This is a genomic window from Polynucleobacter sp. MG-28-Ekke-A2, assembly GCF_035012985.1.
In the GTDB taxonomy this organism is placed as follows: domain Bacteria; phylum Pseudomonadota; class Gammaproteobacteria; order Burkholderiales; family Burkholderiaceae; genus Polynucleobacter.
Window position 1 is genome coordinate 1 of record NZ_JAYGQU010000024.1, and the last position, 25,984, is coordinate 25,984.

The 25,984-nt window shown below is 46.4% G+C and carries 23 protein-coding genes; 8 read left to right on the forward strand and 15 right to left on the reverse strand.

What is annotated here, in order from left to right; genetic code table 11:
- Positions 1-177: 177 nt before the first annotated feature.
- Complete coding sequence (locus tag VC188_RS10545) at positions 178-3,711, reverse strand: UvrD-helicase domain-containing protein (RefSeq protein ID WP_323483930.1); 3,534 nt, start codon at positions 3,709-3,711, stop codon at positions 178-180.
- Positions 3,708-6,674: a PD-(D/E)XK nuclease family protein gene (locus VC188_RS10550; protein WP_323483931.1), complete on the reverse strand. Its 2,967-nt coding sequence runs from the start codon at positions 6,672-6,674 to the stop codon at positions 3,708-3,710. Before VC188_RS10550 ends, VC188_RS10545 begins: the two co-directional genes overlap by 4 nt.
- Positions 6,675-6,784: 110 nt before the next feature.
- Here VC188_RS10550 and trxA point away from each other — a divergent pair, with 110 nt between their 5' ends.
- The 5 genes from trxA (at position 6,785) to VC188_RS10575 (ending at position 12,350) form a co-directional block, all read left to right on the forward strand.
- A complete protein-coding gene (gene trxA, locus VC188_RS10555) occupies positions 6,785-7,111 on the forward strand; it encodes a thioredoxin TrxA (RefSeq protein ID WP_062309025.1) in 327 nt (108 codons plus the stop codon).
- A 247-nt stretch (positions 7,112-7,358) separates the two neighbouring features.
- Complete coding sequence (gene rho / locus VC188_RS10560) at positions 7,359-8,621, forward strand: transcription termination factor Rho (RefSeq protein WP_011903147.1); 1,263 nt, start codon at positions 7,359-7,361, stop codon at positions 8,619-8,621.
- 178 nt (positions 8,622-8,799) lie between these two features.
- A complete protein-coding gene (locus tag VC188_RS10565; RefSeq protein WP_072582141.1) occupies positions 8,800-9,147 on the forward strand; it encodes a type B 50S ribosomal protein L31 in 348 nt (115 codons plus the stop codon).
- Between the two features lie 89 nt (positions 9,148-9,236).
- Entirely contained in the window at positions 9,237-10,955 is a 1,719-nt protein-coding gene (locus VC188_RS10570; protein ID WP_323483932.1) for a hypothetical protein, read from the forward strand.
- Between the two features lie 3 nt (positions 10,956-10,958).
- Positions 10,959-12,350, forward strand: coding sequence for an MATE family efflux transporter (locus tag VC188_RS10575; protein ID WP_323483933.1), 1,392 nt, complete (start codon positions 10,959-10,961; stop codon positions 12,348-12,350).
- Between the two features lie 20 nt (positions 12,351-12,370).
- On the opposite strand, the gene VC188_RS10580 is transcribed toward VC188_RS10575, so the two are convergent.
- The 7 genes from VC188_RS10580 to VC188_RS10610 form a co-directional block, all read right to left on the reverse strand.
- Complete coding sequence (locus tag VC188_RS10580; protein ID WP_323483934.1) at positions 12,371-13,414, reverse strand: hypothetical protein; 1,044 nt, start codon at positions 13,412-13,414, stop codon at positions 12,371-12,373.
- A gap of 35 nt (positions 13,415-13,449) precedes the next feature.
- Positions 13,450-14,040 carry a penicillin-binding protein activator LpoB gene (lpoB, locus tag VC188_RS10585; protein ID WP_323473197.1) on the reverse strand — a complete coding sequence of 197 codons (591 nt, stop codon included), beginning with the start codon at positions 14,038-14,040 and terminating at the stop codon, positions 13,450-13,452.
- Between the two features lie 46 nt (positions 14,041-14,086).
- Complete coding sequence (locus VC188_RS10590; RefSeq protein ID WP_215359777.1) at positions 14,087-14,443, reverse strand: YcfL family protein; 357 nt, start codon at positions 14,441-14,443, stop codon at positions 14,087-14,089.
- Positions 14,444-14,454: 11 nt separating this feature from the next.
- The gene (locus VC188_RS10595) at positions 14,455-16,266 is read right to left on the reverse strand and encodes a hypothetical protein (protein ID WP_323483935.1); all 1,812 of its coding nucleotides are present in this window, start codon (positions 16,264-16,266) and stop codon (positions 14,455-14,457) included.
- Between the two features lie 92 nt (positions 16,267-16,358).
- Complete coding sequence (locus tag VC188_RS10600; RefSeq protein ID WP_323483936.1) at positions 16,359-17,357, reverse strand: tripartite tricarboxylate transporter substrate binding protein; 999 nt, start codon at positions 17,355-17,357, stop codon at positions 16,359-16,361.
- Between the two features lie 34 nt (positions 17,358-17,391).
- The gene (locus VC188_RS10605; RefSeq protein ID WP_323483937.1) at positions 17,392-17,955 is read right to left on the reverse strand and encodes a disulfide bond formation protein B; all 564 of its coding nucleotides are present in this window, start codon (positions 17,953-17,955) and stop codon (positions 17,392-17,394) included.
- A 6-nt stretch (positions 17,956-17,961) separates the two neighbouring features.
- A complete protein-coding gene (locus VC188_RS10610; RefSeq protein WP_158009030.1) occupies positions 17,962-18,120 on the reverse strand; it encodes a DUF5993 family protein in 159 nt (52 codons plus the stop codon).
- Between the two features lie 87 nt (positions 18,121-18,207).
- Here VC188_RS10610 and VC188_RS10615 point away from each other — a divergent pair, with 87 nt between their 5' ends.
- Positions 18,208-18,987, forward strand: coding sequence for an enoyl-CoA hydratase/isomerase family protein (locus tag VC188_RS10615; protein ID WP_323483938.1), 780 nt, complete (start codon positions 18,208-18,210; stop codon positions 18,985-18,987).
- Positions 18,988-19,001: 14 nt separating this feature from the next.
- Here the strand turns inward: VC188_RS10615 and VC188_RS10620 are convergent, their stop codons facing one another.
- The 3 genes from VC188_RS10620 to VC188_RS10630 are packed head-to-tail and all read right to left on the reverse strand — an operon-like array spanning position 19,002 to position 21,081.
- Positions 19,002-20,051, reverse strand: coding sequence for an alpha/beta hydrolase (locus VC188_RS10620; protein ID WP_323483939.1), 1,050 nt, complete (start codon positions 20,049-20,051; stop codon positions 19,002-19,004).
- Between the two features lie 20 nt (positions 20,052-20,071).
- Positions 20,072-20,764 carry a fumarylacetoacetate hydrolase family protein gene (locus tag VC188_RS10625; protein ID WP_323483940.1) on the reverse strand — a complete coding sequence of 231 codons (693 nt, stop codon included), beginning with the start codon at positions 20,762-20,764 and terminating at the stop codon, positions 20,072-20,074.
- Positions 20,765-20,799: 35 nt separating this feature from the next.
- Positions 20,800-21,081 carry a SemiSWEET transporter gene (locus VC188_RS10630; RefSeq protein ID WP_323483941.1) on the reverse strand — a complete coding sequence of 94 codons (282 nt, stop codon included), beginning with the start codon at positions 21,079-21,081 and terminating at the stop codon, positions 20,800-20,802.
- Positions 21,082-21,187: 106 nt separating this feature from the next.
- On the opposite strand from VC188_RS10630, the gene VC188_RS10635 reads away from it, so the two are divergent.
- Positions 21,188-22,189 (forward strand): tripartite tricarboxylate transporter substrate binding protein, encoded by a 1,002-nt coding sequence (locus tag VC188_RS10635; protein WP_323483942.1) that lies wholly within the window; start codon positions 21,188-21,190, stop codon positions 22,187-22,189.
- An 11-nt stretch (positions 22,190-22,200) separates the two neighbouring features.
- Here the strand turns inward: VC188_RS10635 and VC188_RS10640 are convergent, their stop codons facing one another.
- Genes VC188_RS10640 through VC188_RS10650 form a run of 3 tightly spaced genes read right to left on the reverse strand, consistent with a single transcriptional unit; the run spans position 22,201 to position 24,803 of the window.
- Entirely contained in the window at positions 22,201-22,998 is a 798-nt protein-coding gene (locus VC188_RS10640) for a transporter (RefSeq protein ID WP_072582538.1), read from the reverse strand.
- Between the two features lie 21 nt (positions 22,999-23,019).
- Complete coding sequence (locus VC188_RS10645) at positions 23,020-23,817, reverse strand: class II aldolase/adducin family protein (protein ID WP_323483943.1); 798 nt, start codon at positions 23,815-23,817, stop codon at positions 23,020-23,022.
- On the reverse strand, positions 23,817-24,803 hold the full coding sequence (locus VC188_RS10650) for a tripartite tricarboxylate transporter substrate binding protein (RefSeq protein ID WP_323483944.1): 987 nt from the start codon (positions 24,801-24,803) through the stop codon (positions 23,817-23,819). The genes VC188_RS10645 and VC188_RS10650 overlap by 1 nt, the downstream gene beginning before the upstream one ends.
- A gap of 113 nt (positions 24,804-24,916) precedes the next feature.
- Between VC188_RS10650 and VC188_RS10655 the strand changes: the two genes are divergently transcribed.
- Positions 24,917-25,804 (forward strand): fumarylacetoacetate hydrolase family protein, encoded by an 888-nt coding sequence (locus VC188_RS10655; RefSeq protein WP_323483945.1) that lies wholly within the window; start codon positions 24,917-24,919, stop codon positions 25,802-25,804.
- Positions 25,805-25,984: the final 180 nt, after the last annotated feature.

Genomic DNA, 25,984 nt, shown 5'->3' on the forward strand with positions numbered 1-25,984 from the left:
AAGAGATGGACGATGCCGATTCGGAACTGGAGAGCAGCGCTCAATCGATTTGATATAGAATTTGGTGAACGCATCAGCGCTCACCAATAGCCCCGCGGTGAACTTACACAGAAATATTTACAGGGTCAAACAAGGGAACCTTGATCGCCAATAAATTCAAGGTAGCTGCTTAACACCCTACTTCACTTCTACCATCTCACCTTTTGATGAAATCAAATAAGCCTTGTTTGGCTTATCTTTTCTGATGCGTGCGAGTTCAGCTTGGTAGCCCTGCAATTGCTTGCGGTACTTTTCATATTTCTCGCTACCCACCTCTGGGATAGTGAGTTTGTAATCGATGATGGCCAAATGATCATCAAGCTCTACCAAACGATCCATGCGATAGCTCTTACCCTCTTCACTAGCGATATCGAGCTCATTCCAAGCTTGCAGCCATTCGCCTGAGGCAAGATAGCGCTTAAGTTCGGGAGCCTCTAGTACTGTTTTTGTCCGAGCGATCAGCGTTTTTGCATGCTCCTCATCTACCCCCAGCCAATTCATCAGCTCTTGCTCGCTTGGCATGGGTGGCCTTGTTTCATTGCTGGAATCTGGGGTGAGGAACTCGAGCAATTTATGGAAGTTCGTACCTTCTTCCAAAATTTCTGGGTCGAGATCTTCTGCCCGTTCGCCCTCGCCTGCAAATACTTCAACTGTGACGCCGCTTTCAATATCAGACAGCATTTGTATATGACTTTCTTGCGCGGGATTCCAGTCCAAGACAAAATCCTCGACCGCGTTTTCTTTACTAGATTTTATAGCCTCAGTCTCTTCTGTGACTGCAGCCTGATGATTGACCTGATATACAGTCAACCCTGCATTGCTCGCCTTCCCATACCAAGAGGCTTTATCTAAGCCACTAGGATTGTTGGCAGTTGGTTTTTGAGCATCACCACTAATCCATAAACCTTGTCGCGCACGGGTCATTGCAACATAGAGCAAGTTCCAGTTTTCTTTTTCACCAATTTGCTTCTCTGCTTCATTGATTTCGCTACGTGGGCTTGTCAATGTTTTGGATGTAAACAGCGATAGATGCGATGGCCCCTCTTCTTGCGGAGACCAGTCTATCAATACTCCACTGTAATCCACATTGGTATCGGTATTATTTGCATCGAGAATAATGACAAAGGGTGATTCCAAGCCCTTGGCACCATGAATAGTCATCAAGCGCACACGCTTATGGCGATCCTCTTCTGACATCTCACTCTCTTCATCTACATCAGCCAAGTTCTCATCACTTGCCGCATCTACATCACCTTCATCGGGAGTTTCATCGTCATCCCCGCGGCGCTTAATGTTAATTTCCCGAATAAAGCGACTCAAGCTTGGATACTGACCTCCGTCTTGATTGAGCGCCACCTCTAAGAATGCATCTAAATTTGCCAAGACCTGGGGTCGATCCAGGTCCTGACATACTGCAGCGTATTTCAGGCGCACATCACCCTCTTGGTAAATACGATCAAGCAGGTCATGAACCGGCAAGCGCTCACCTAAAAGATGCCAATGCTTTAAATAACGCGCAGCTACTTGTAGCTTGGCATCCCTACTGTCTTGTAATGCATCCCACCAGGAGCGGTAATGGCCAGACGTCATCGCCACCGCCAATTGCTGCATTTGTTTTTCTGTAAAACCAAAAATTGGGGTTCTGAGAACCTGCGCCAATGGTAGGTCGTGACGAGGAGTCACCAGTACAGTAAGCAAGGCAATCAGGTCATCTACCTCAAGAGTATTGAGCAAGCCACCTAGACGAGGACTCTCATAAGCAAGCTTCAAATCACGCAAAGCCCTTTCGTATTGAGGCAGGTATTTACGCCGCTTGACGAGTAACAAAAAGTCGCTTGCTCTGGCGTCTCGCCAAATTTCCTTGCCGCCCTCTTTGTCAGCAACTTTTCGGGTTGCAACTACTTCTTGAATGAGGCGCGCCACTAACTCACCCTCATGCTGGCGCTGAATCACTCCAATAGTTTCACTTGAATCCGCAATGGCACGATCAAAAGCGCTGCCTTCTCGTAACTCTTGAGTCTGCTCCACATAAGGAATCAGCGGTAGTAAATAAATCTCGCCTTGTTGGGCATAAACGTCGGTGGGTTTGCCCTCATCAGGAGCAGCCCAAAGCGTTTGCTGTTCTGAGTATGGGTAATCAGGGGGAACTTGCTCACCCCGAAAGATTGTATTTACCGCTTTATTGATTTCACCTGCATTACGGCGCGTTTTGTCCTGCTCAATATAAGCGGCAGCATGGTATTGATGCAAAAACTGGGCTGCACTTACAAATAATCTTGGATCAGCGCGACGGAAGCGATAAATCGACTGTTTGGGATCCCCCACAATAAAGACTTTTGGCCTCTCATCACCCTCGCTATAGCCCGCTAACCAGGCTCGCAGAATTTGCCATTGCAACGGATTAGTATCTTGGAACTCATCAACCAAGATTTGCTTGTATCTAGCATCTAAGCGTGACTGGAGGTAGGCGGCATTAGCGGCATCGCCCATGAGCAAACTGACGCCAAGCTCTAGGTCATCGAAATCACGCACACGCATATTTTCTTTTTGAGCGCTGGCATGCGCCATCATGGATTGATTGAGAGCAAACCAGGCTTCATTGATTACAAAGATATCCTGCTCTGCTTGCCATAGCAGATATTCCTCAAAAGCATGACCCCAATTCTGCTTAATGGCAATGTGCTCATCAATACGATGAGCCTCACCTATCCTCTCAAGATATTTTTTCGCCTCACCTAAAGCCTTGTCGTTATTGCTACGATATTTTGGTTCTTTGGTTAAGAAGGTGGTTTGAAAATTAACCGCAACCTCCATTACATCGCCAGCATTCTCTTTGCAGGCGATTGCAGGAAGCAAGTATTTCAGAAGATCACCATCTTTTACGCTGCTATTTTCAAAACAGCGCGCTAAAAAATGTAAGTCTGCTAGCGCATTAGGTGCATTCCACTGAGCTAGTAAGGGATTGGGTAGATTCAGTTTACTTAGGGATTGCTTTAGGCGATCTATTGGAGTGATGTCCGTTTGAGTGCATTGCTTTGCAAAAAAAGTCCATGCACCTCTTTGTTTAAAGAGACTACTTTTACCCATTAAGAGTTTTTGGGCCTCATGTGAGCCCAAATACTTCAGTAAAACATCGTAATGCGCTTTCAATTCTGGAGTGAGATCACCCCACCAATCATCAAGACACTCCTCTTGCAACCGCTTAGCATCTTCACGCAGCTTAAACCCAGGCTGAATGCCCATAGATACTGGAGCCGCGCCCAGCAGCCTGCCAAACCAACCATGAAAGGTATCAATCACAATCGGTTGTGGGTTTGCCAGTACCTGCTCATAAAGTGCTTTAGCCTTGGGCAGGTATTTTTCAGCCCGCTCTTTTTCCATGCCCCGAGCGGTTAGCTCTTTCATCAAAGAGACGTCATCACTTTTGGAAAATTGTTCAAGCAATCCATATAGCCGGTCACGCATTTCTTGCGCTGCTTTGCGTGTAAACGTTAACGCGAGGATCTCTTGTGGCTTCACATCATCAAGCAATAGTCGCACCATCCGCGCCACCAATAACCAGGTCTTGCCGCTTCCTGCGCAAGCCGACACAATGACCGAGCGCTGTGGATCACAAGCAAGCCTCTCTGAATAGGGCTGCTTCTTTGGCAACACATTCATCTGATCACTCACCAAATCCCCTTCCTGCAAATGCCTCTTGCTTCGCAGTATTGGCAAACTCCCTCTGGAGCAAATGCTTGCATGGGCTTTTTAGCCCAAAGCTGCTCTATATCTTCTGTAATTTGCTCAGAAAACTGTTGCATCATTTCTGGCATATCAACTACCTCTTGGCTACGCAGTGCTTTTTGCTCGCCCTTAGAGATATCCGCCTTCAAGGCTACCCACTCCGCTTGCTGCACCCGATGTCCAGTTAGCTTATGGCTCTCTTGCCCCTCATTGGCGGCACGTGCATAGATCAATAGCTGTGGGTCATCCAGAATATGCTCAGCCCTTACTTTAACTCTCTCAAAACGTTGATTTTTGTAGTCAATCACTGAGGCAAGCTTGTTGTTATCTACATTGACGTCATAACGATCGGCATAACCTTCAATACGAATGATCTTGGGATTGCCATCTACATCCTTAAATGGCAAATCAAAGCCAACTTTGACTTCGCCATCGAAATATTGCCAACCCGCTAACTCACGTTGCAACTGCCAATCTACAAAACTAGGGATTTGTTTTTGCCAATCCCTCAACGCGCCCATCACTCTTGCGTCACCCTCAATCAAAGAGGCAAACTCTTGCTCCGAATACACGCTTAAGACTTGTTCCATCCAAGCACGTCTTTGATCTGAATTGGTTTTCAGCGCAGAATTAGTATGTTCTTGGGTTTTGAGTGCTTGGTAGAAACGCTTGAGCAGTTTATGCAATGTCTGTCCTGCTAACGAAGCGTCAAAGCCCTCATCAAACTCTTTATTCTTGCGTAAACCTAGCAGGCTGCGGACGTAATAGCGATATGGGCAATCCCGCAGAGCCTTATAGGCGCTGGGGCTCATCGATAGCGGCATAGGTAGATCTTCTTCAAAATGTGCAACCGCCATCTTCATTGGTGCAGCTTCAAAAGCGCGCCTGCTCAATTGAGTTGTTTTCGCCTCCCACTCAATTTGATTTTGCAAACGCTGTATCCAAGCGGAAGGTCTCAGCGGCTCCCCATTATTGCTTTTACTTTGCCAAAGTAAATCGACATTGGTGCACGACACCAGTAGCTGCGAGAGATCCCTAGCCTGCTGTACAAACTGCATTGCAATCGTCGAGGTCTTCAATAGCTGATTTAGTGCATCTGAAAAAAATAATGGTGGCTCGGAATACGCTGGTAACTGTTGTTCGTCGCAACCCACTACCACTACCGCCTCGAAGTCACGCATCCGCGTAGAACTCAGCGGCAAAATACTCAGCGTCGCTTTAGCCTCTTTGCCGGCCTCTTGATAACTAGCGCCCTCAATGACGGTTTTAAGCAAACTGAGCCATTCACTCAGGCGAATAGGCGCCTCCTGATACTGCGTCTTACTTAAATCAAATGTCTTGAGGACATCTAGCAATTGCTTACCGGCTGAATCTTTCTCAAGGCTGTGAACCATGCCAGTCGCCTGGAGATTCGCCTGCAGGTGAGCATACGCTTTGCTGCAATCCACCTTGAGTGTTAACCACTCATGATGGCGCTCTCTGACAAACTGTAATAACTCAAATAATGCAGCACTGGGTAATGCGCTAGATGTTTTTGCAGCATTTTCTTGTGCACCCTCGATGGCTAGATAAAAAGTTTTCCAACCAGACTCTGCCCTGCTACCAACCAGGATGTCTTCAAGCTCTGCAATCAGTCCAATACAAGCTTCTGCATCTCGATTCAAAAGCTTTCCAAGATCTAAAAAAGGATTCTGCAAAAACTCAAGCAAGTTTTTTGCGCTAGGCCCATCTTTTGGCGCCTTAATAATTTCTAGCCAACTATTGAGTGCAGCTGCGGCGCGCGTTGTAGATAACTTCCAACCAGTTTCATCTCGAATGTTGAGTGCTGGACCTAATCGCGAAAGCAGTGCACGCACCCTTCTGGCCACCAAGCGATCTTGCGCAACAAGCGCCAACTGAGTTTTGCCATCAATCAGATGCTGCTCTATTGTTTTGGCAGCAGCCCACGCAAGCTCTTCAAAGCGTTTAGCTGCAACCAGGCGCCAACCCCTGCTATGGGCTTGTTTGACATTTCTGAGCGCCCCTGCCTGCGCATCACTAGTACCAATAGCCTCTGCCCATAAGCCCACATCACCCCAACTCATCCTTGCCTCTACCGCAGGTGCATGTTGGGCATACTCGGCCAGCAGAGTTCCGATGATCTCTTGATCGATGGGGGTTGGATCAGCAGTCTCCACCCAAATCAGAGGTCTTGCGGGATTTGCATTCTTAGCAGCTTCAAGATAAGCCGCCATTGCAAACTGATTACGAAATGCTGGATCACTCACGCTCGCGGTGTAACGCCAAAATGTGAGCAAGACCTTGGTCTCTTGATCAACCACCTTACGCGCCATTCCCGCATAGACTTTAGCAACGGTACTATCAAGCAAACCTTGTGCTTGACTCAGATATATCTCTCCGAGATTGCTTTGTAGACTCCGATTATCTTGAATGAATTCATGAATCTGTTTTTGTAGTTGTGGACTCACTGCAGTTGATAAGGTGTCACATGCTTTAACGATTGCTTGTGCTAGACCCCACGCACCAGATTCCGTTTCCGCTTTAAACCATGACTGCAAATCTTTGTGTTTGCGCAAAGTGGCATAGACCCCCAACCACCTCTCTAAATCACTTTGCTTCTTCGGAAATTTCCATGCCCCTGGCGCAGCTTCCAGCCAATCTGTAAAGCTAATGACTTGAGGCAAGAATGCGATGTTGCTAGGAAGATCTTTAGGTCGGTTTAATTCAAGGGCTGCTCTAACCCCGATTAATGGTCCCGCAGTACTCAGAACCACTAGCGGACGCTGATTGGTTTGCACTGCACAATCCCAAATCCCTTTTGCCAATTGAGCAAGCGCTTGGCTATTGGGCGTAATCGCCCACCGTTGTACTTGCTTTTGGTCAGAAAGAACTGGGAAAGGCTGGGACATGAATGGAGTAATTTATCTATTTTGAGCAGAACGTTCCGCTTATTGCTAATATAAGCGTTGTAACGACATAATTAAATAACTCGCTAAATAAGTCTAAATAAGGAATTTTCATGAGTGCCGGCATTAAATATGTAACTGACGCCTCTTTCGAACAAGACGTCCTCAAGTCCGATAAACCTGTCCTGCTCGACTTCTGGGCTGAATGGTGCGGTCCTTGCAAAATGATTGGTCCGATCCTGGAAGAGCTCGCTGGCGAGTACGGCGACAAGATACAGATCGCAAAAATGAACGTGGATGAGAACCAAGGCGTTCCTGCCCAGTTCAATATTCGCGGCATTCCTACTTTGATTCTCTTCAAAAATGGCACCGTGGCTGCCCAAAAAGTAGGCGCTTTGGCCAAATCCCAGTTGACTGCATTTATTGATAGTCATCTGTAAATAGTCTCAGACCACAGGTTCACCAGCTGAGCCTGTGGCTTTTACCGCTTTAAACGCTTGTCACACCCATTTTTTGGTGTAGTATTACTCAAACGCACTTATCAGTGCTCCGATTTTCAGCAATTTACCTCCCCCTTCTTTTAGCAAATTCCAAAATTCTGTTTTTCCACATCTGCGTGATCTAAATCAGCGCAGCGATACCCCAAAAAAATTCCCAAATTCAAATTCATCAACACCCGAGAACCACATGCAACTAACTGAACTCAAAGTCCTCCACGTATCCGCTCTGCTTGAAATGGCAGCTAGCTTGGAGATTGAAAATACACAACGCATGCGCAAACAAGAATTAATGTTTGCCATTCTAAAAAAGCGTGCGAAGGCTGGCGAAACCGTTTTCGGTGACGGCACTTTGGAAGTGCTGCCTGATGGCTTTGGCTTCTTGCGCTCCCCTGAAGCCTCTTATATGGCTTCTCCTGACGATATCTATATCTCTCCTGCGCAGATTCGTCGTTTTAACTTGCACACTGGTGATAGCGTTGAAGGTGAAGTACGCACACCTAAAGATGGTGAGCGTTACTTTGCTTTGGTAAAAGTAGACAAGATCAATGGTTTGGCTCCAGAAGCCCTCAAGAACCGCATCATGTTCGAGAACTTAACCCCATTGCACCCAAATCGCGTGATCAGCTTAGAGCGTGACATCAAGGCCGAAGAGAACCTCACTGGCCGCATCATCGATATGATCTCCCCGATTGGTTACGGCCAACGTGGCTTGATTGTGGCCTCACCAAAATCCGGTAAGACCGTGATGATGCAGCACATTGCTCACGCGATTGCCGCCAATAATCCTGAAGCAATTTTGATCGTATTACTCGTTGACGAGCGTCCTGAAGAGGTAACTGAGATGCAACGCTCCGTTCGCGGTGAAGTTGTTGCCTCTACCTTTGATGAGCCAGCAGTGCGTCACGTTCAAGTTGCCGAGATGGTGATTGAAAAAGCCAAGCGCTTGGTTGAGATGGGCAAAGATGTGATCATCTTGTTAGATTCCATTACTCGTCTTGCACGCGCATACAACACTGTTGTTCCTTCATCAGGCAAAGTACTCTCTGGTGGTGTGGATGCCAATGCATTACAACGTCCAAAACGTTTCTTTGGTGCCGCCCGTAATATTGAAGAAGGTGGCTCATTGACGATCATCGCAACTGCTCTGATTGAAACTGGTAGCCGTATGGATGACCTCATCTACGAGGAGTTCAAGGGCACTGGCAATATGGAAGTTCACCTTGAGCGTCGTTTGGCTGAGCGTCGTGTTTACCCATCGATTAACCTCAATAAGTCTGGCACCCGCCGCGAGGAGCTCTTGGTTAAAGCTGAGAACCTCCAGAAGATTTGGGTATTGCGTAAATTGCTGGCCGACATGGACGATATCGAGGCGATGAACTTCATCGTAGATAAGCTCAAATCGACCAAAAATAATGGTGAATTCTTCGACTTAATGCGTCGCGGAGGCTAACTTAGATGCCCTCAGGGGCTATTTAAAGGTAAAAAGGGGCTGTTTTAGCCCCTTTTGCACACCCAAACAGCGCTTTGTTGTTGATTTCATGGCATAATTTCGCCTTTACCGCTTTTAAAACCTGGGAAAGTATTTCAGCCAATTTGGCTCAAACGGCTCCCCGCTCATAGGACTCAACATGAAACCTGGCATTCACCCCGAATATCGCGAAATCGTCTTTGTAGACGTTTCCAATAACTTCAGCTTCAAGACTCGCTCCACTATGTCTACTAGAGAGACAATCAAGTGGGAAGATGGCAATGAATATCCATTGGCCAAGATCGAGACTTCATCTGAATCACACCCTTTCTACACTGGTACCCAGAAAATTATGGATACCGCTGGTCGTGTTGAGAAATTCCGTCAGAAATTCGGCACTAAAGCTGTTGCTAAAGCTACCGGTGATGGCGCTGCTAAAACAGCTGAGAAAAAAGCTGCTGCTGCAGAGGCTAAAGCTGCTGAAAAGCCAGCTAAGAAGAAGGCTTAAACCACTTCTATTCGCGGGGTATGTTAAATACCTGCTCTGCGAGATAATCAAGGCAGCGTTTGCTGCCTTTTTTATTTTGAACTTCACCCATGGTCAAACTTACTGCCGCCGCCACTAAATCAATTCCGCGCATTATTATTTTTGCGCTGACCTTAGTTTATGGTTTCGCTGGCCTCTTCTTTCGGGACCCCTGGAAGAATGAAGATGCCATAGGCTTTGGTGGCATGTGGACACTCTTTCGCGGTAACTCCTTAGACTGGATGGTTCCCCACTTAGCTGGACGCGATATCTCTCTGGGCGCACCCTTACCTTATTGGATGGGCGCCACACTCATTGAGTGGTTTGGTCCATTTATTGGCGCCGCTAATGCTGCACGCTTATACGCCGCCATCTGCTTCTTCTCTGCTGCACTAGCAATTTGGTATGCCACCTATTTATTAGGTCGTCGTCGTGAAGTTCAGCCGATGGCATTGGCCGTTGGTGGTCAGCCTGATTTAAAGAGCTACGGCATGACCTTGGCTGATGGTGCGCTACTCATTTTCTTGGCATGCGTAGGTCTAGCGCAACGTGCCCATGAAACAACACCAATGATGGCGCAGCTCATGGGTATTAGCATCGTGCTATATGGCACAGTGCGCGGCTTAGATAAACCTTGGCAAGGTGGTTTGTGGTCCGGCCTCGGCATTGCCATCGTTGCCCTATCGAGCAATCTCACGCTGAGCTTAATCATTGTCACCTCCACCATCATTGCGGTCATTGCTAGCAATGCGAAGTTGCGCTTTCGTTGGACTCTGACTAGTACTGTTTTAGGTTTAATCGGTTTTGCGATTTGGCCTCTGATTTGGTATTTAGCTGATCTGCCAGTGCAATGGCGTCACATCGCTGAAGAAGGCTGGCGCAATGTACCGGAAATGCGCGCTACTCCATCAATTGAATCACTCGGTTTTTTGAGTGTGAACTTCTGGGCTTACGCGTGGCCTGTCTGGCCGCTCGCAATCGTCTCCCTTGCGCACTGGGGTCGCATTAAAGAATCAGGCGCATGGCGCGCGCCCCATCTTTGCATTCCTCTGAGCTTATTCATCGGTAGCTTAATTTATGTTTTATTCCGCCTAGAAGCAAATGAACATGACTTAATGATTTTGATTCCAAGCCTTTCCATCATTGCCGCATTTAGCTTGCCCGTTCTCAAGCGAAGCGTCATTAGCTTTATTGACTGGTTTGCAATGTTTAGCTTTACGCTGATCGCGCTGGCCATTTGGATTATTTGGCTCGCCAAAGTGACTGGCTATCCAGAATCTACAGCCGCCAATATTGCACGCCTACTTCCTGGATTTACTGGTCAATTTAATGTCTTAGCCTTTATCGTGGCTCTTGCTACTACGGGTGTTTGGCTTGCAGTAGTTCGCTGGAGAACTTCTCGGGCCCCAAAAGAAATTTGGCGCTGTCTCATCATCTCAGCATCCGGCACCACTTTAATGTGGGTACTACTGATGTCTTTATGGCTGCCAACGATTAACTACGCTAAAACCTATCGTCAGGTTTCTGCGCGATTGGCCCAAGTGATCCCCGCTGGTGGTGGCTGCATAGACACTAGTAATCTAGGGCCTGCACAGCTCGCCTCTTTTGAATACTTCTCCAAGCTCAACTTACGCGATGACCCCAATTGCCCCTGGATGCTGACCCACAGCCAATCCGAAGCAAAGGCATATGCAGAGCTAAATAACAAAAAGCTCACACTGCTTTGGGAAGATCGTCGTGCCGCTGACCGCGATGAACGCCTGCGTCTCTACGAAGTTATCCCGGAATAATTCGTGCTGCACTTTAAACTATCGCGCCTTCGCGAGGACATCCCCTCTTTACTAAAACTAGCCGGACCTTTATTAGTGGGGCAGCTTGCTGTGATTGCATTTGGCGTGCTCGATACCGCGATGACGGCGCGCTATTCAGCCGATGATTTAGCGGCGCTAGCAATGGCTTCAGCTATCTTCATCAGCATTTACGTGGGCCTCACCGGAGTGATCTCTGCGCTAGCACCAATTGCAGGACAACTCTTTGGCGCTAAACGTTTTGGAGAAATCGGTGAAGAAGTGCGGCAAGCTGCTTGGCTTGCTTTTGGTCTCACGATTTTGGGCTGTTTTATTTTGCTCAATGCAGATCACTTGCTAGCTATTTCCCGAGTTAATGATGTTATTGAAGGTAAAGCAAAGTTATATCTCAATATCCTAGCAATTGGCTTACCAGCCAGCATGGCTATGCGCGTGTTGATGGCGCTGCACAATGCTGTCTCACGCCCCACCGTCATCACTGTTGTACAAATTATTGGCTTAGGACTTAAGCTACCCTTAAACCTACTTTTTATTTATGGAGGCTTAGGCATAGAGGGCATGGGTGGGCCAGGCTGCGCTGTAGCTACCGTCATCATTAACTGGTCTTGGCTACTCATGACTCTAGGCTTTGTTTTATTTGATCGCTTTTATAAACCATTTAAGATCTTTACTCGCTTTAGCATGCCCGATTGGCATCGTATCTGGACATTATTAAAACTTGGCGCACCTATTGGCTTTAGTTACTTGATTGAAGTAACTTCTTTCACGTTTATGTCGCTATTTATTGCCCGCCTTGGAACTACGGCATTAGCAGGCCATCAAATCGTAGCCAATATGGGGACCGTCATCTACATGGTGCCGCTATCTCTCTCCATTGCGACCATGACCTTAGTTTCACAATCTATTGGTGCCAACAAGCCCGAGCGTGCCGAAGAGATAGGTTGGTCATCCGTCTTTTTTACCACCACGCTGTGCATCACTATTGGTATCGCAGTTTGGATTTTCAGAATACAGCTATTGGATTTATACGATCCACCGGCAGAGGTGAAGGTATTCTCTATTCCCCTCTTCTTATTTATAGCCTTCTATCAAGTATTTGATGCTCTTCAAGTTACCGCAGCATTTATTCTGCGGGCCTATCGCATTGCTTTTTTACCGATGGTGATTTATGCAGGCTCACTCTGGGGCGTAGGCCTTGGTGGTGGCTACCTCATGGGCTTTAATGTATTTGGTAATACACCAGTATTTCTACAAGGCGCCAATGGCTTTTGGGCTGGCAACAGCTTAAGTCTGGGCTTAGCTGCGTGCTTTTTACTCTATCTCTTTAGAAGAACGGCGGAGCGCTATGAGAAGACGCATCCGCCAGTGCAGGTTTAAGGCAAACTACTTTGAGTCTCTTACTTATAGACCTTCAAAGTGGAAGCATCGTCATTTAAACGGGTTTTGAGGTTACGCAACTGCCCTGCCGAACCTGGGTTGTTAGTAATAAAGTTTTGATCAGCCAAATGCTTGCGCACATCTTCAGCCAAATCCAATGAAGCCAACTTCATTAACTTGGCATTACTTGATTTATATCCAGTATCTCTGCCATCAATTTGGACATCCTTACCTTCACCAGAAGCTACAAATGACGCAACGATTTGCGTTGTCTTAGTGTCGACAATATTAAAGTCCACCGTTACCTCAAGCGTCATCTGTTGCGAGGTAGATTTGGTTCCAGGAATATCGGATACGTTATCCGTGCTAGAGACTTCCGCCAACACACCATATAAAACATAGTCTGCATCACCGAAATCCCCAGCCTTAATACGTTTCACAATATCGAAGTACTCGTCACCTTGATTAGGAGCTGCAGGAGTGGATTTAGCCTGGACCACTTTATAACCAGACTTGATGAGTAAGCCACGAATCGGGTTAGCTAAATAACGTAACTCACCATACTCATAATTACTTTGATAGCCAGACCTCTTCATACTTTCAGCATTGGTACTTGAAGAGCTATTACTTGGTATCCCAGCATCAACAACAGGCACGGGCGGTGAGGTTGTTCCTGAGCTGGTAGCTTTTGGATCAGATAAATCAGTGAACTTTACTGGGAACGCAGATGAATTTGCACCACCAGTAATGGCAGAGGCATTTGCTTTATCGGCATCCACTTCAATTGTCTTGGGCGTAATCACAGAGGTGATGCTATTACCAGTAGTTGCTCTGGTTTCTTCGATGAATGTTAAGTTCTTACCTTCTTTCTTAAAGTAGATATCAGTGACTGCAATTGACTTGGAATCGGCCTTTAAAGCCTCAGCACTGATGACGGGATTTTTGGGTGGGTCCGCTGGCACTTGGCCAATATACGCAGATTCGACGAGAGCAGGCGGCTTGCTAGCACAGCCAGCCAAAAGAACCAGGCTCATCCCCGTACAAGCTAATAATATTTTTTTCATGTATTGCTCAATTCTTTATGGTGTTGAGTTGCGTATTAGCGCGTAGCAGTCTTACGAATCTCTTTTTCATCAGCCCACTCGAGCAAACCGGATTCGTTGTTAATGAGGTTGAGATTAAATACGTAATAAACGTCTTTCACATCCTTGGTGTTTTTGACAATAGAAGCAATCGATCCTTCGATACGATACTGAGCGCCCTGCATATTGCCGGTCTTGGCAATCGTGCTGTTCTTATATAAACCTGACTGATTTTGACGCTTGAGCTCTTCAGTCTGATTTTGCATTTCAGAAACACTCACTGCGAATCGCACTTGACCGCTCTTCATTAACTGCGTGCGGATCTTATCGGTAATTACACGCGTATCGATATATTCAGAAGTCTTATTCTTCACGTCTGCAAGCGTCACAATAGGCGCATCTTTGCTTCCAGAGATGGCCTTAGACTGGAGCAGTGATCTTGTCATTGCCTCGGCAATCATCTGTAGATCAGTTGATCCGTAGTTTGCATTAACGGTCTCTACCGCCTTCGCATCACCGTAACGAACCTGTGGTCCTGAGCATGCAGCAAGCGCTACTACTGATAATGCAATAGCAGATAAGCGAATAGTTTTAGTGTTCATGATCATCCTTAATAAGCCTAAATCTTTTTAATATTAAATAGTTAATTGATTTTTATTTGTATTGATTTAATTCAAAACGAAAGTCAGTAGCATCTGGCGTTGGGGCGATTCCCATGATAACGGTCGACTGCCCCTTACCTACTGTTACAGGCTTCCACGGCTCCTCATCTGTTACCGCCATGCCGTTTTTACCAATCCACTTAAATCGATAAGACACGAGATTGGATTTGCTGTCATTCTGTATGGTTACCTGCGCTGTTAATACGCCATTGCGCATCAAACTACGCATATCAGTAATTTGAATGCTATCCGTATCACCCATGCGTACCGTCATGTCCTTCATGGATGGCGTTGAGCTACATGCAACAAGAGCAAGTGCTGTCATCAGGATTGCAAGGTATTTTTTCATCTGGGTCTTTCCTAATTAAAAAGCTGCTGAAAGCTATTCAACAGATTGGGTGGCTCATAAGGCCTCACCCCTTCCATATTACCGCTAGCAGGGATATTGTTGGGGGTGGGATTGGGGGTTGAAATAGGGGTAGCAAGTACAGGGGTAGTTTGTGCTACTGGGATAGTCGTTACCACGGCTGAGGCAAGCTCTTCGGGCTGTGGATCCTGAAAGCCTCCCCATAGTTTCTTAAAGCCTGCAAATGCACCCTCAGATGGCTTGGGTTCTACGAGAGCGGGAAGTGGGCTTGCTGGCGAGATGGCGGCTGGAGATGCAACTATTGGAGTGCCAACAACAGGATCTTTGGGAGGAAGCGCAGTAGGGTCATTCGAGGTCAGTACAGTTGCCCTATTTCTAAACATGCGGATATAAACCACGTTGTACCCGCCTACTAAGTTAACAGTTTGAGATGCGGTTACGCCCGATGGCAAAGTGTATTTCAGAACAGTTGGTCCAATCGGCAGACCCATTCTGGCCATGTATGTTTGCGCGGGCAAAGTTGACCAATGACGCACATCAGTCACATTGATTGCTTGCAAGCTATATCCCGTAATCATTCCTGCAATCGCGCCAATCAGAGCAGCGCTACCATTGTTCTGATTGTTTTGATTGTTCTGGCTTCGCTTGTTCGCCGCTTGCTGGGCAGCTCGATCCGCCGCATATTGTGCAGCCAAAGAGACTAAGGCTCTAGAGGATGCTCTTAAAACATAGGCTGGCATCTCATCACGCAAGTTCTTGCGAGCCATAGCATCAATATTGGCAACCAACTCTGGATTAGCCACTTTATCGCCTAACTGAACCATAGTTGGCCTGAAACGCTCAGTAGATTTTTCGATTACCGGAAAGGTTAAGGTCACTAACTTTGGATTGCCGCCCAGATTAAAAGACTGGCTAATTTGATAAGGAATAATTTTAGGCATGTAACCCGTATCAATAATGATCAAGGTATCAGCAAACGTTTTTCTACCTTGATTGGCAATATTGGAGTCCAACTTAGCAATACTGGTTTTAAAGAAGTTGACTTGTGGTCGTAACTCAATTGCCAAGCGATAACCTGGCGCAGCTAGACTTGCCTCTCCTTGTGACTCGTGAATAAAACCAGACAGGTAATATGCTGCGGGGTTCTGATAGGAGTTCTTAAGGCTACGGGTTTCCTCGTCATCCAACAGATTGATTGGGTAACCGCTGATACTTTCAATACGGCTAGATGCACCTTGAGTATTGGGATTATTTTGCTGCTCCTGCTCTACCTTGGAGACTGCGGCCACCCTACTCTGGATCAGCTCTTCAATAACCTCCTCACGCTGCGCCATCTTTTTGGCTTCCACCATGGCATCATTCCAGCGTCCTTGAGAGATGTGGTTTAAAGCGATGGTTTGGCTTAATAGACTCACTTCATAAGGTTTAGGGTCATACTCACTACTGAAACCTTCAGACAAAACGTAACCACTTGCTCCTGAAAAAGAGCGTCTGAGTTTGTCGCTGGTAGTCACCTCCCAACGACTGACTAATTGATCTGCAGCTAATAGGTTTTGGGTGCTATTGGGAATCTGAGCGGGACCTTGCAGTCTTTGTACCTCGCCCAGCTCCATGTAATACAGGGTATTTTTATCCTTGAAGGCGCCCTGAATGGCCGCCGTCGTATTTTGCAGATCACCATTTTTAAACTGCTCTTTGGACTCATTCATCTTGATTTGCTGAGTCTGCGTAGCGCAACCGACCAACAAACAGACAGTCAAAGTCACGCCGAATTTAGAAATGTCTAATGCTGAAAATTTAGGCAAATTGAGGGGTTTATGAAAAAGAGGAAAAAATGAAGACCACATACCTTTAACGCTTAAAAATAGGCTTGGGCTGACAAGAAAATAGGGGTTTATTACTCTAATTTTGCACCTGATTGCTGTACTACCTTACCCCATTTGCTTGCTTCGGAGGCAATCAACTTAGAAAGGTCTTTGGGGCTACCTGGAGCGGGGTCCAGGCCACCAGCTAAGAGCCTGGATTTGACATTGGGGTTGTTCAAAGTTTGGCGCACCATTTGATTTAAGCGTTTTTGGATATCAGGCGGAAGGTTTGCCGGTGCCATCAATGAAAACCAAGATACAGCCTCGAAACCGGCCAAACCTTGCTCGGCTAGAGTGGGAATCTCGGGGGCGGCATGTGAGCGCTTCAGTGTAGTCACTCCCAAGGCCTGAACCTCTCCAGCCTTAATCAAGGCTAAGGAAGAGGAAAGATTGTCAAAAAGCATAGAAATGCGACCACTGAGTAAGTCAGGTAAAGATTGCGCTCGTCCCTTATAAGGAATGTGACGGATTTGAACACCTGCTATTTGTTTAAACAATTCACCTGACATGTGCAAAGAAGTGCCAACGCCTGATGAACCAAAAGTCAATTGGTCTGGCTTGGCTTTTGCTAGCTCAATTAACTCATGAAGATTGTTAACGCCTAATTTCTTATTCACAATTAATACATTTGGTGTGCTTGCTAAAAAGCTAATGGGTGTGAAATCTTTAACAGGATCGTATGAAATCTTTTCATACAGCGCACCATTAATCGCATGAATGCCTACCGTACCAATTAATAAGGTATAGCCATCTGGATCACTCTTAGCAACGAGATCAGCGCCAATATTACCGCCATAGCCTGGGCGATTCTCGACCAGCACTGGTACACCCAAGTTTTGCTGCCAATCTTCCGCTAAAACGCGCGCCAATATATCTGGAGCACCACCGGGGGTAAAGGTTACAACGATGCGAATTGCTTGTTTTGGCCAGGCGGTGTTTTTCTGGGATGTACTTTGCGCATGAACACTAAAGCCAATGGCCCACAACACAGACATAAAGAGAAAGTTCTTCAGAACTTTAGAGAATGGCATGCTCAAAATGTAGAGCTAGACCGGAAGGTCTAGGTTAAAAACCAAAGCGAGAGCGTAGCCACAACCAGCCCTCATACTTCACTGGGTCATCAGCGCAGGGGCCGATACCACATTCCAAGAGTGTAGATACGAGATTGCCAAAAACCAAGAGAACGAATGCAATGACAAGGGCGTTAGCAAACCATGAGCGAGAGCGAACTTCACGGTTAGGTAGCATTAACAGCACTGCAAGACCCATTAACAAACCGGTATACCCAACATATGCCCAGGTATAGAAATGCAACTCTAAAAATGTTTTTCCAAATCCTTTGTCGCCCGGCAGAATATGCAAGAAGACCTGACGAAGAGAAACCATCATTCCAACCAGGCCCCCAATAATGCCCCATCCGTAGTGAGATGAATAAGCGCCAGAACGAATATTCAGAACCAAAGCAAAACCAATAACCACAAATCCAACGCGCTGCATTAAGCACAAAGGACAAGGTAACTCACCAAAGTAGAGCTGATCTACAAAGGCATATGACAGCATGCCGACAACAGCTAGCAATGCAAGCTGATTGCCAAGCGCGGCTAGGGAGGGTAGAGAATGTTTACTCACAATCCATTACAGACTGATATTGAGATGGTCAGTTGCATGAAAACGGAACCAAACCAGGAGGATGGCAACGGTAATCGCCAGAACTGTCAAACCTGCAAGACGCTTCTCAAACCAGACTAAAACAAGTCCGATAAAAGCCGTCAGAAAAGGTAGAAACATATACATAATGGAATTCTAGCGCAGGACTCTTAGAGTGGGGGTAATTCTATAAATTCAGGGCTCTGGGAAAGGGCTTTTGTTTAGAATGGGCCTATGACTACCAGCCCCTCCCCTCCCTGCTTAGATCTACAGATTGATGGGAATATGGCACGGGTTGTTTTTAATCACCCCGCCGCTCGTAATGCCCTCACTTGGCCAATGTATGAAGAGCTCAAAAGGATTTGCGACTCCTTAGCTAACAATCCTGAAATTCGAGTGGTCATCTTTCGAGGGGCGGGAGATAAAGCATTTGTTTCAGGAAGCGACATTCAACAGCTTGTTGCCCTCAAAGAGAATGAAGCATATGAAGTTGCGGTTGATCATATTTTCTCCGCACTGCAACAACTACCGATGCCGACTATTGCCATGATTGAAGGTTTAGCAGTCGGCAGCGGTCTGTTGATGGCCACTTTCTGTGACTTTCGAATCTCGACACCGGATGCCCGTTTCGGTATACCGGTAGCCAAAACTTTAGGAAATTGTTTATCGCCAAGTAATTTGTCATGGCTTGCAGCTCACCTAGGAACGCCAACAGTGAAGAAGATGCTTCTGACTGCGGAACTCATTAGGGCACCAGAATTATTAGCTTCAGGCTACCTCTATCAAACGGCAGAGTCCGCAGAAATCGAATCCGCTACCAATGTGCTCGCTCAAAAACTATCGACCCTTGCTCCCATCACGCAAAAAGCCAGCAAGCTGACATTGGCACGCTTACTCCAAAGTAATCTTCCAGATTGCACAGATCTGATGCGAGAAACCTATAACAGTAAGGACTTTAGAGAGGGTGTGAACGCCTTCTTAGAAAGTCGCCCACCCCATTGGAATGGGGAATAAGTAAGGCTGTTAGGCTAGCCTTTAGAGTTTAAAAACTCCACCACGATTTTCAAAAACTGATCGGGCACCTCAACGTGAGGTACGTGTCCCACATTTTCAACTGGTACCAGCTTTGCATTCGGAATGGCTGCTTGCGCCTTCTTGCCCAACTCCGGAAAGTTACCTAAAGACTTGACTGCCTCTGGCGGCGCAAAACGCCTACCAAATACCGTACGGTCCTTTTGACCAATCACTAATAACACCGGCATCTTTAATTGTGGCAAATCATTGACTACTGGTTTTTCAGCAATCATTTGGTATGTCAACACTGAAGTCTTTGCATAGGCTGGATAGTCCGGACCTTTTTGTACGCGCACATAGACCTCTACAAACTTTTCATAAGCAGGCTGCCAGTTTGGAAAATAACTTTGCAGAAAGCGGCGATAACTCGCTTCCGTCTGAGCCATTTCTAGCTTGAGCAAATCGTCATTCTGTTGCGGAGGGATGTCTTTACTGTAATCCTCAAGTCCTAAAGGGTTCTCCAGCACTAGCTTTTGGACGGCTTGTGGATATAAGCGCGCAAAACGAATACCTACCATGCCGCCCATGGAGTTCGCTATGACTGAAACCTGCTTAATATTGAGGGACTTCAGTAAGTCTTGCGTATTGGCAGCTAAATCATCAAAGTGGTATGCCACATCTGGCTTAGAAGACTTTCCGAAGCCAATCTGATCAGGAGCAATCACACGATAGCCGGCCTTTGAAAGGCCCGCAATAGTGAAGGACCAATAATCACTAGAGAAATTCTTGCCATGAAATAACACCACCACGCCCTTTTGCTTGCCTAAGGCCGCAACATCCATATACATCATGCTTGCAGCCTGTCCCTGTAAAGAAGTTTTAAATTCTTTGAGTGGGTACGGGTAAGGCCATTTGCTGATTCGCAAATCTAAAGGAGCTGCATCAGCATAAAGACTGGCAGGTGGAGTTGATGAGGCCTTCTCAGTATTAGCGCATGAAACCAAAAAAACAGGTGCAACTAACGCTGCACCAATCAGCAATACTTTCTTGAGAAAACTTGTCATCAATCCGACCTTTTTTTGATTTAGAGAATTTTTGTTTTTAAGTTTGGTAAACCGGCAACACTACCTTCAAGTACATCCCCTTTTTTAACTGGGCCAACACCTGCTGGCGTACCGGAGAAAATTAAGTCACCTGGTTCCAAGGTAAATAAGGTAGATAAATAAGCAATCGTGTCAGTAACATTCCAAATCAACTGATTGAGATCGCCCTCTTGACGAACTTCACCATTCACTAAGAGCTTAACGGCGCCTTTGGCAGGATGACCGCACTGAGTAGCTGCTGTGATCTCACCGCAAGGGGCAGATTGATCAAATGCTTTGCCGGTATCCCAAGGGCGGCCCATCTTCTTAGCCTCACCTTGAAGATCGCGTCGAGTCATATCCAGACCAACTCCGTAACCATAGACATGCTCTAAGGCTTTTTCTGCAGAAATATTGGCGCCGCCTTTACCAATAGCGACCACCATTTCAATTTCGTGGTGAACATCCTTTGATAAATTTGGGTAAGCCATATCTTTACCATCAGTCACAATCGAGTTAGCAGGCTTCATAAAGAAGAATGGCGGCTCTCGATCAGGATCATGACCCATCTCACGTGCATGATCGGCGTAGTTTCTACCAACGCAGTAAATACGATTCACAGCGAAGCGACGAGTATCGCCAGTCACAGGCAATGAAATTACTGCTGGGGGATCAATCACGAATGCTGAAGACATAAAAACCTTTCGAAGAATTTTAATGAATGAGTGCTTTATTTCTGATGTTTAGAAGTATGACGCAATTTCAACAATAAGATGCTGAGCGCCAAGGCAAAGGTGAGAGCATTGGCCAAAATGAGGGGCCACTTTTCAATAATGAGGCCATAAACCAGCCATAAACCCACCCCCGCAGTAAATAAGGAGTACATCCCCAAAGAGATGCCTGATAGGTCTCTGGTGCGCCAAGACTGTATCGCCTGGGGCAAAAAGGCTACGGTAGTCAAGAATGCAGCGCAATATCCAATAATCTCTATTTGGTGAGGCTCTAGGTTCATTTCTTCATTGTAATAAGAGAAATTTACAGTTCATTGACGCAGCGCATGAATTTTTAATCTGTAGATAATAGAAAATCGTAACTCAACCCACCATTAAAAATACAAAATGAGACAACATCTAATTAGAGGCTTTGGCCTACTCCTTTGCAGTAGCCTGATCACCACTCCACTATTGGCGCAAACCAATAGCTCTGCTATTAAAAACTATCCCGACAAACCTATTAGGCTAGTCATTCCATACCCACCAGGTGGTGCTACTGATGTGATTGGTCGCATCATAGCGCAAGAGCTCTCCAAGTCACTAAACCAGCAGGTAGTTCCCGATAATCGTGCAGGCGATAGCGGCAATATTGGTGCGGATATGGTTGCAAAGTCCCCTGCCGATGGCTATACGCTCTTAATGGGGGCTCTCACTTCACACTCTATCAACGCGAATCTTGATAAAGATAAGATTCGATACAACCTCGAAAAAGATTTCACACCAGTTGACGTGGTGGGAGTGGTACCTCTGGTGTTTGTAGTGAATCCCTCTGTCCCTGTAAAGAATATGAAAGAGTTCATTGCCTACGCAAAAGCAAACCCAGGCAAGCTCACGTTCGCATCATCTGGAGCTGGTGCGCCACAACGTCTTGCGATGGAAATGTTTCGCTATCAACTGGGCTTAGATTTATTGCATGTACCCTATAAAGGTAGTGGCCCCGCTATGACTGATCTAGTGGGCGGTCAAGTGCTTACGATGTCTGAAACAGTTCCAGCAGCTCTGCAATTTATTCAAGCCGGTCAGTTAAGGCCTTTAGCTGTGACAACCGCAAAACGCATTAGCCAATTGCCAGATGTACCAACGGTGACCGAAGCCACAGGCTTACCCAACTTTGATGTGGTGAGCATGTTTGGTATTTTGGCTCCAGCAGGAACTCCTAAGCCCATCATCGATAAACTCAGTGCGGATATCAAGGTTATTTTGCAGCGCCCTGAAGTGCAAGAACGTATGTTGGCGGCAGGTGTGTATGTGAACTATCTCTCGCCCGCAGATTCTAGCAAGCGAATTTCACATGAAATGACTATGTGGAGCAAGGTTATTAAGGACGCCAACATTAAGCCTGATTAAGGCTAATCGCGTTAATTTAATGGAATGGAAAAAATCGCTTTAAGCGTTAACGAATCCGTGCTGTTAGAGAAGCCCTTACCTACCCCAGCCTGAAAAGAAAGTGGTTTGCCTTCGTAGTACATCATCAAGAATCCCAATTGTTGGGTATTTTGGTAGTTGATGGGCTGACCAAGTTGATTCAGGTTGGAGTAATACTCTACCCCAAGCGCTAACTCAGGTGTCACCTCTCTAGATAAACGAGTTGCCGTGGAAAAATAAGGCGACTGATTTACGTAGGGTTGCGAGAGCGGCATATCTACAACCGGATTAAATGAGAAAAGCCACTCATCAAAATGCTTGCCGACAATGAAACGCATTTCACTGTTGTATCGAGATTCCTCAAACTGCGGTTGTACGTTAGCTAACTCTAGGTTTGCACCTGCAAAGAAAGAATCTCCTTTGTCTTCGCGTATTGGTAGCCATTTCATGCGGACCTTAGTCGCCGCATATTGAAACTTGTTGTCATAGTTCACGTAAGAGATGTATAGGCCAGCCTCTAGATCGTGGCCTAAGCCATAAGCAAACTCTGGAGTAACCCGCACACCATTGTTATTCATCACCTCTCCTGGATAGGAGGGATTTTGAATGCCTCGGGGAGTACTGTTTAAATGCACCTCTAGACTAGCTTCACCCTTGGCATTAATTTCGTCATCGTAGACCTGAATTTCATCCTGCAGGACCGCCATACTGACAGACGGCGAGAGGGTTAATACAGTTAACAGCAGCCCCTGGATAAGTGCTGTCTTGAAGGGGCGGGCTAGCATCTGCATGATGCGTGAGTTTAACAAGAATTAGGGTTTTTTGACGCGCTCACTCCATAGCTGCCATGGGCGTTCAATGGTTTTCTCAATCGTTTCCTGCGAAGCGATGGCCTCACCAGGACTAAGGTACTGCACCTGCCCCATCTTCATTGCTTCAGACTGAATGCTTGCGTTCTGAATGGCGTATATCGTCCTAAAGACTGCTTTCTTAATGGAGTCCGCTCCCGCAGCATATCCGTGGCCGCGCATCAAAACAAAATATTGCAAACCCATAGTTTTGGATAAAGCATCACCCAAGTCTCCATTGCTAACAAACATGTCCGTATCGGGATTCGGCTTAGCAAAATTTCGGATTTCGAAAACCGGTGCACCCTCACCCAAAAAGGCACTCATGTGATAGACGGGCTTGAGTGTTGTGCCTGTTAAGCCGTATGGCAGGATAGGTGCAGCATGACCGTGAATAACTGAATTAATATCGGGGCGATTTTTCAGAATGCCACTATGAATAAAGCGCTCACCATAAGCCACTCGCGTATCGCCGTTTAAAGCTTTGCCATTCATATCAAATTCCATGATGTCTTCAACCTTGACAACAGATGGCGCAACACTTCTTGCGAGAAAGAAGGTATTAGGATTGGCAGGGTTACGAACACTAATGTGACCATAGCCATCTACAGCATTTTGGTCATACAAAATATGATTCGCAAGAACAAGCTCTTCAATTGCTGTTTTCACTGCTGGATTTTGATCCATCTGCTCCTGAACAGTTGCGGCATGCGCTTGGGAAAAAAGCAGAATCAGAAAAGAAGAAAGGAATTGTTTTTTCATTATTCAACTTTGCCAATTTTTCTCACAACCTCACCCATCTGAGTAGATTCCTTATCCCAGTAGGTCTTAAATTCAGGCGCATCCATATATTGAATTGGACTTCCAGCTCCATTGATCACTGTGCGTACCCGCTCATCATTCGCAGCTTGTTTAGCAGCCTCACGGAGCTTATTGGTGATGTATTCAGGGGTTGCGCTGGGCACAAATAAACCAGCCCACTGAGAGAACTCAACCTTAACGCCCATCTCTTTAAAGCTAGGTACCTCGGGCATGCTAGCTAATCTGCCATCACCCCAATGGGCCAATGCACGTACTTTGCCCGCCTTAATTTGCTGAACAATGGAAGAAGGTCCAGTAGCGATCGCATCTACTTGGCCGCCCAATAAACCCACAATCGCTGGTCCTGCACCTGTATACGGAATATGAACCATGTAGAACTTTTCTGAAGACTTGAGCATCTCCATTGGTACATGCATCGTGCCGTAATTACCCGACGATCCAAAATTATATTTACCGGGATTGGCTCGCATTGCTGCCACAAAAGATTTGTAATCTTTCCATGGGCTGTCCGCCCTCACTACCAAAACCGTTGGGTCCGCTGTAAAGCGTGCGATCGGCTTAAGTTGATTGAGTTGAAAAGATTGCTCTCTTCCCACCACTTTATCTGCCTCTGGAATAATTGAAATGGACGATAAGGCCATCAAAATCGTGTAGCCATCAGGCTTTGCTCTGGCTACTGCTGCCATGCCAATGCCACCACCAGCCCCAGCTTTATTTTCTACAATCACCGGTTGACCCAAGCTACGAGAAAGTGCCTCTGCAACCGGTCTACCGACAGTATCAGCAACCCCACCCGGCGGAAACGGCACAACCATAGTGATCGGCTTTGTAGGCCAGGACTCTGGTGCCTGTGCAAAGATGCTCTGAGAGGCCAAGCAAGCACATAAAAAGGCTAAGGCAGTAGCAAATGAATATTTTTGTCTCATTTTTTGTCTCAAATACGTAAATTAGTTATTATTTATGCTCTTTATCCTACTACAAGATTCATCACAATAAACAGGGGTTAACGTAGACAAAACCCCAGCCGGAGACAGTAATCATGAGATATGCCGCATTTGTTTTAGCCAAAGAGCCTACCAAAACTCGCGTTGGAATTGTGTCTGCTGATGGCACGACAGTTCAAGAGCTCGACTTAGGCGTTGACGTTAGTGAAGATGGCATTGTTGCCATTCTCAAATCTGACCTCGCAGGCAAGCTCCCAGAACCTACTTCTACGCATGCGTTTAGCGACATCCGCCTACTCGCTCCAGTACCTAGACCGCGTCGCAATATTTTCTGCGTAGGTAAAAATTATCATGAGCACGCTAAAGAATTTTCCAACAGCGGATTTGATGGCAGCGCTAAACCAGGTGAGGATATTCCAAGCCACGCAATCTTTTTCACGAAGCCGCCCGAGTGTGTAACCGGACCCAATACTAACGTCATCATCCCCACTGCCGTATCCACCTGCATTGATTACGAAGCGGAGCTCACTATTGTTATAGGCAAAGGCGGCAAAGGCATTAGCGAAGCAGATGCTTTGAAGCACGTCTGGGGTTATACCGCTATCAATGATGTGACTGCGCGTGATTGGCAGCAAAGACATAAGCAATGGTTTTTAGGAAAAAGCTTTGATACCTTCTGCCCTATGGGTCCTTGGGTCGTGACAGCAGATGAAGTCGATGCCGAAAACATCCCAGTCAAGTGCTGGGTCAATGGTGAATTACGCCAAAACTCCAATACTAAAGATCTGATTTTTGACATCCCCAATATGATCGCTACGGTCTCTGCAGGCATCACCCTCTACCCAGGAGACTTGATCGCTACCGGAACTCCAGTCGGCGTTGGCATCGGCTTTAAACCTCCTAAGTACTTAGTGAACGGCGATGTTGTAGTCGTTGAGATGGGTGGTATTGGAAAGCTTGAGAATACTTTTATTGCCGAGTAAAGCAGATTAAGTGTTTAAGAAACTTTCTAGCCACTGATAAGAAAAGCCACCCTAGTGAACTGACCCCCAAAAGTTGGACGCTATGTCCAACCAAGGGGGTTTTGTTTTATGAGCAAGTACAGCAAGCAGTTCAAGCTAAAGGTAGTTAAAGAGTTTCTAAAGTCAGGCGGTCTTAAGCGG

Coding starts and splice junctions, on each gene's coding strand:
- VC188_RS10600 (WP_323483936.1), bottom strand. CDS start 17,357: ATGCCATTCTCTAAAGTTCTGAAGAACTTTCTCTTTATGTCTGTGTTG.
- VC188_RS10565 (WP_072582141.1), top strand. CDS start 8,800: ATGAAACCTGGCATTCACCCCGAATATCGCGAAATCGTCTTTGTAGAC.
- lpoB (WP_323473197.1), bottom strand. CDS start 14,040: ATGATCATGAACACTAAAACTATTCGCTTATCTGCTATTGCATTATCA.
- VC188_RS10650 (WP_323483944.1), bottom strand. CDS start 24,803: ATGAGACAAAAATATTCATTTGCTACTGCCTTAGCCTTTTTATGTGCT.
- VC188_RS10615 (WP_323483938.1), top strand. CDS start 18,208: ATGACTACCAGCCCCTCCCCTCCCTGCTTAGATCTACAGATTGATGGG.
- VC188_RS10630 (WP_323483941.1), bottom strand. CDS start 21,081: ATGAACCTAGAGCCTCACCAAATAGAGATTATTGGATATTGCGCTGCA.
- VC188_RS10610 (WP_158009030.1), bottom strand. CDS start 18,120: ATGTATATGTTTCTACCTTTTCTGACGGCTTTTATCGGACTTGTTTTA.
- VC188_RS10625 (WP_323483940.1), bottom strand. CDS start 20,764: ATGTCTTCAGCATTCGTGATTGATCCCCCAGCAGTAATTTCATTGCCT.
- VC188_RS10640 (WP_072582538.1), bottom strand. CDS start 22,998: ATGCAGATGCTAGCCCGCCCCTTCAAGACAGCACTTATCCAGGGGCTG.
- VC188_RS10550 (WP_323483931.1), bottom strand. CDS start 6,674: ATGTCCCAGCCTTTCCCAGTTCTTTCTGACCAAAAGCAAGTACAACGG.
- trxA (WP_062309025.1), top strand. CDS start 6,785: ATGAGTGCCGGCATTAAATATGTAACTGACGCCTCTTTCGAACAAGAC.
- VC188_RS10570 (WP_323483932.1), top strand. CDS start 9,237: ATGGTCAAACTTACTGCCGCCGCCACTAAATCAATTCCGCGCATTATT.
- VC188_RS10620 (WP_323483939.1), bottom strand. CDS start 20,051: ATGACAAGTTTTCTCAAGAAAGTATTGCTGATTGGTGCAGCGTTAGTT.
- VC188_RS10645 (WP_323483943.1), bottom strand. CDS start 23,817: ATGAAAAAACAATTCCTTTCTTCTTTTCTGATTCTGCTTTTTTCCCAA.
- VC188_RS10635 (WP_323483942.1), top strand. CDS start 21,188: ATGAGACAACATCTAATTAGAGGCTTTGGCCTACTCCTTTGCAGTAGC.
- VC188_RS10590 (WP_215359777.1), bottom strand. CDS start 14,443: ATGAAAAAATACCTTGCAATCCTGATGACAGCACTTGCTCTTGTTGCA.
- rho (WP_011903147.1), top strand. CDS start 7,359: ATGCAACTAACTGAACTCAAAGTCCTCCACGTATCCGCTCTGCTTGAA.
- VC188_RS10580 (WP_323483934.1), bottom strand. CDS start 13,414: ATGAAAAAAATATTATTAGCTTGTACGGGGATGAGCCTGGTTCTTTTG.
- VC188_RS10655 (WP_323483945.1), top strand. CDS start 24,917: ATGAGATATGCCGCATTTGTTTTAGCCAAAGAGCCTACCAAAACTCGC.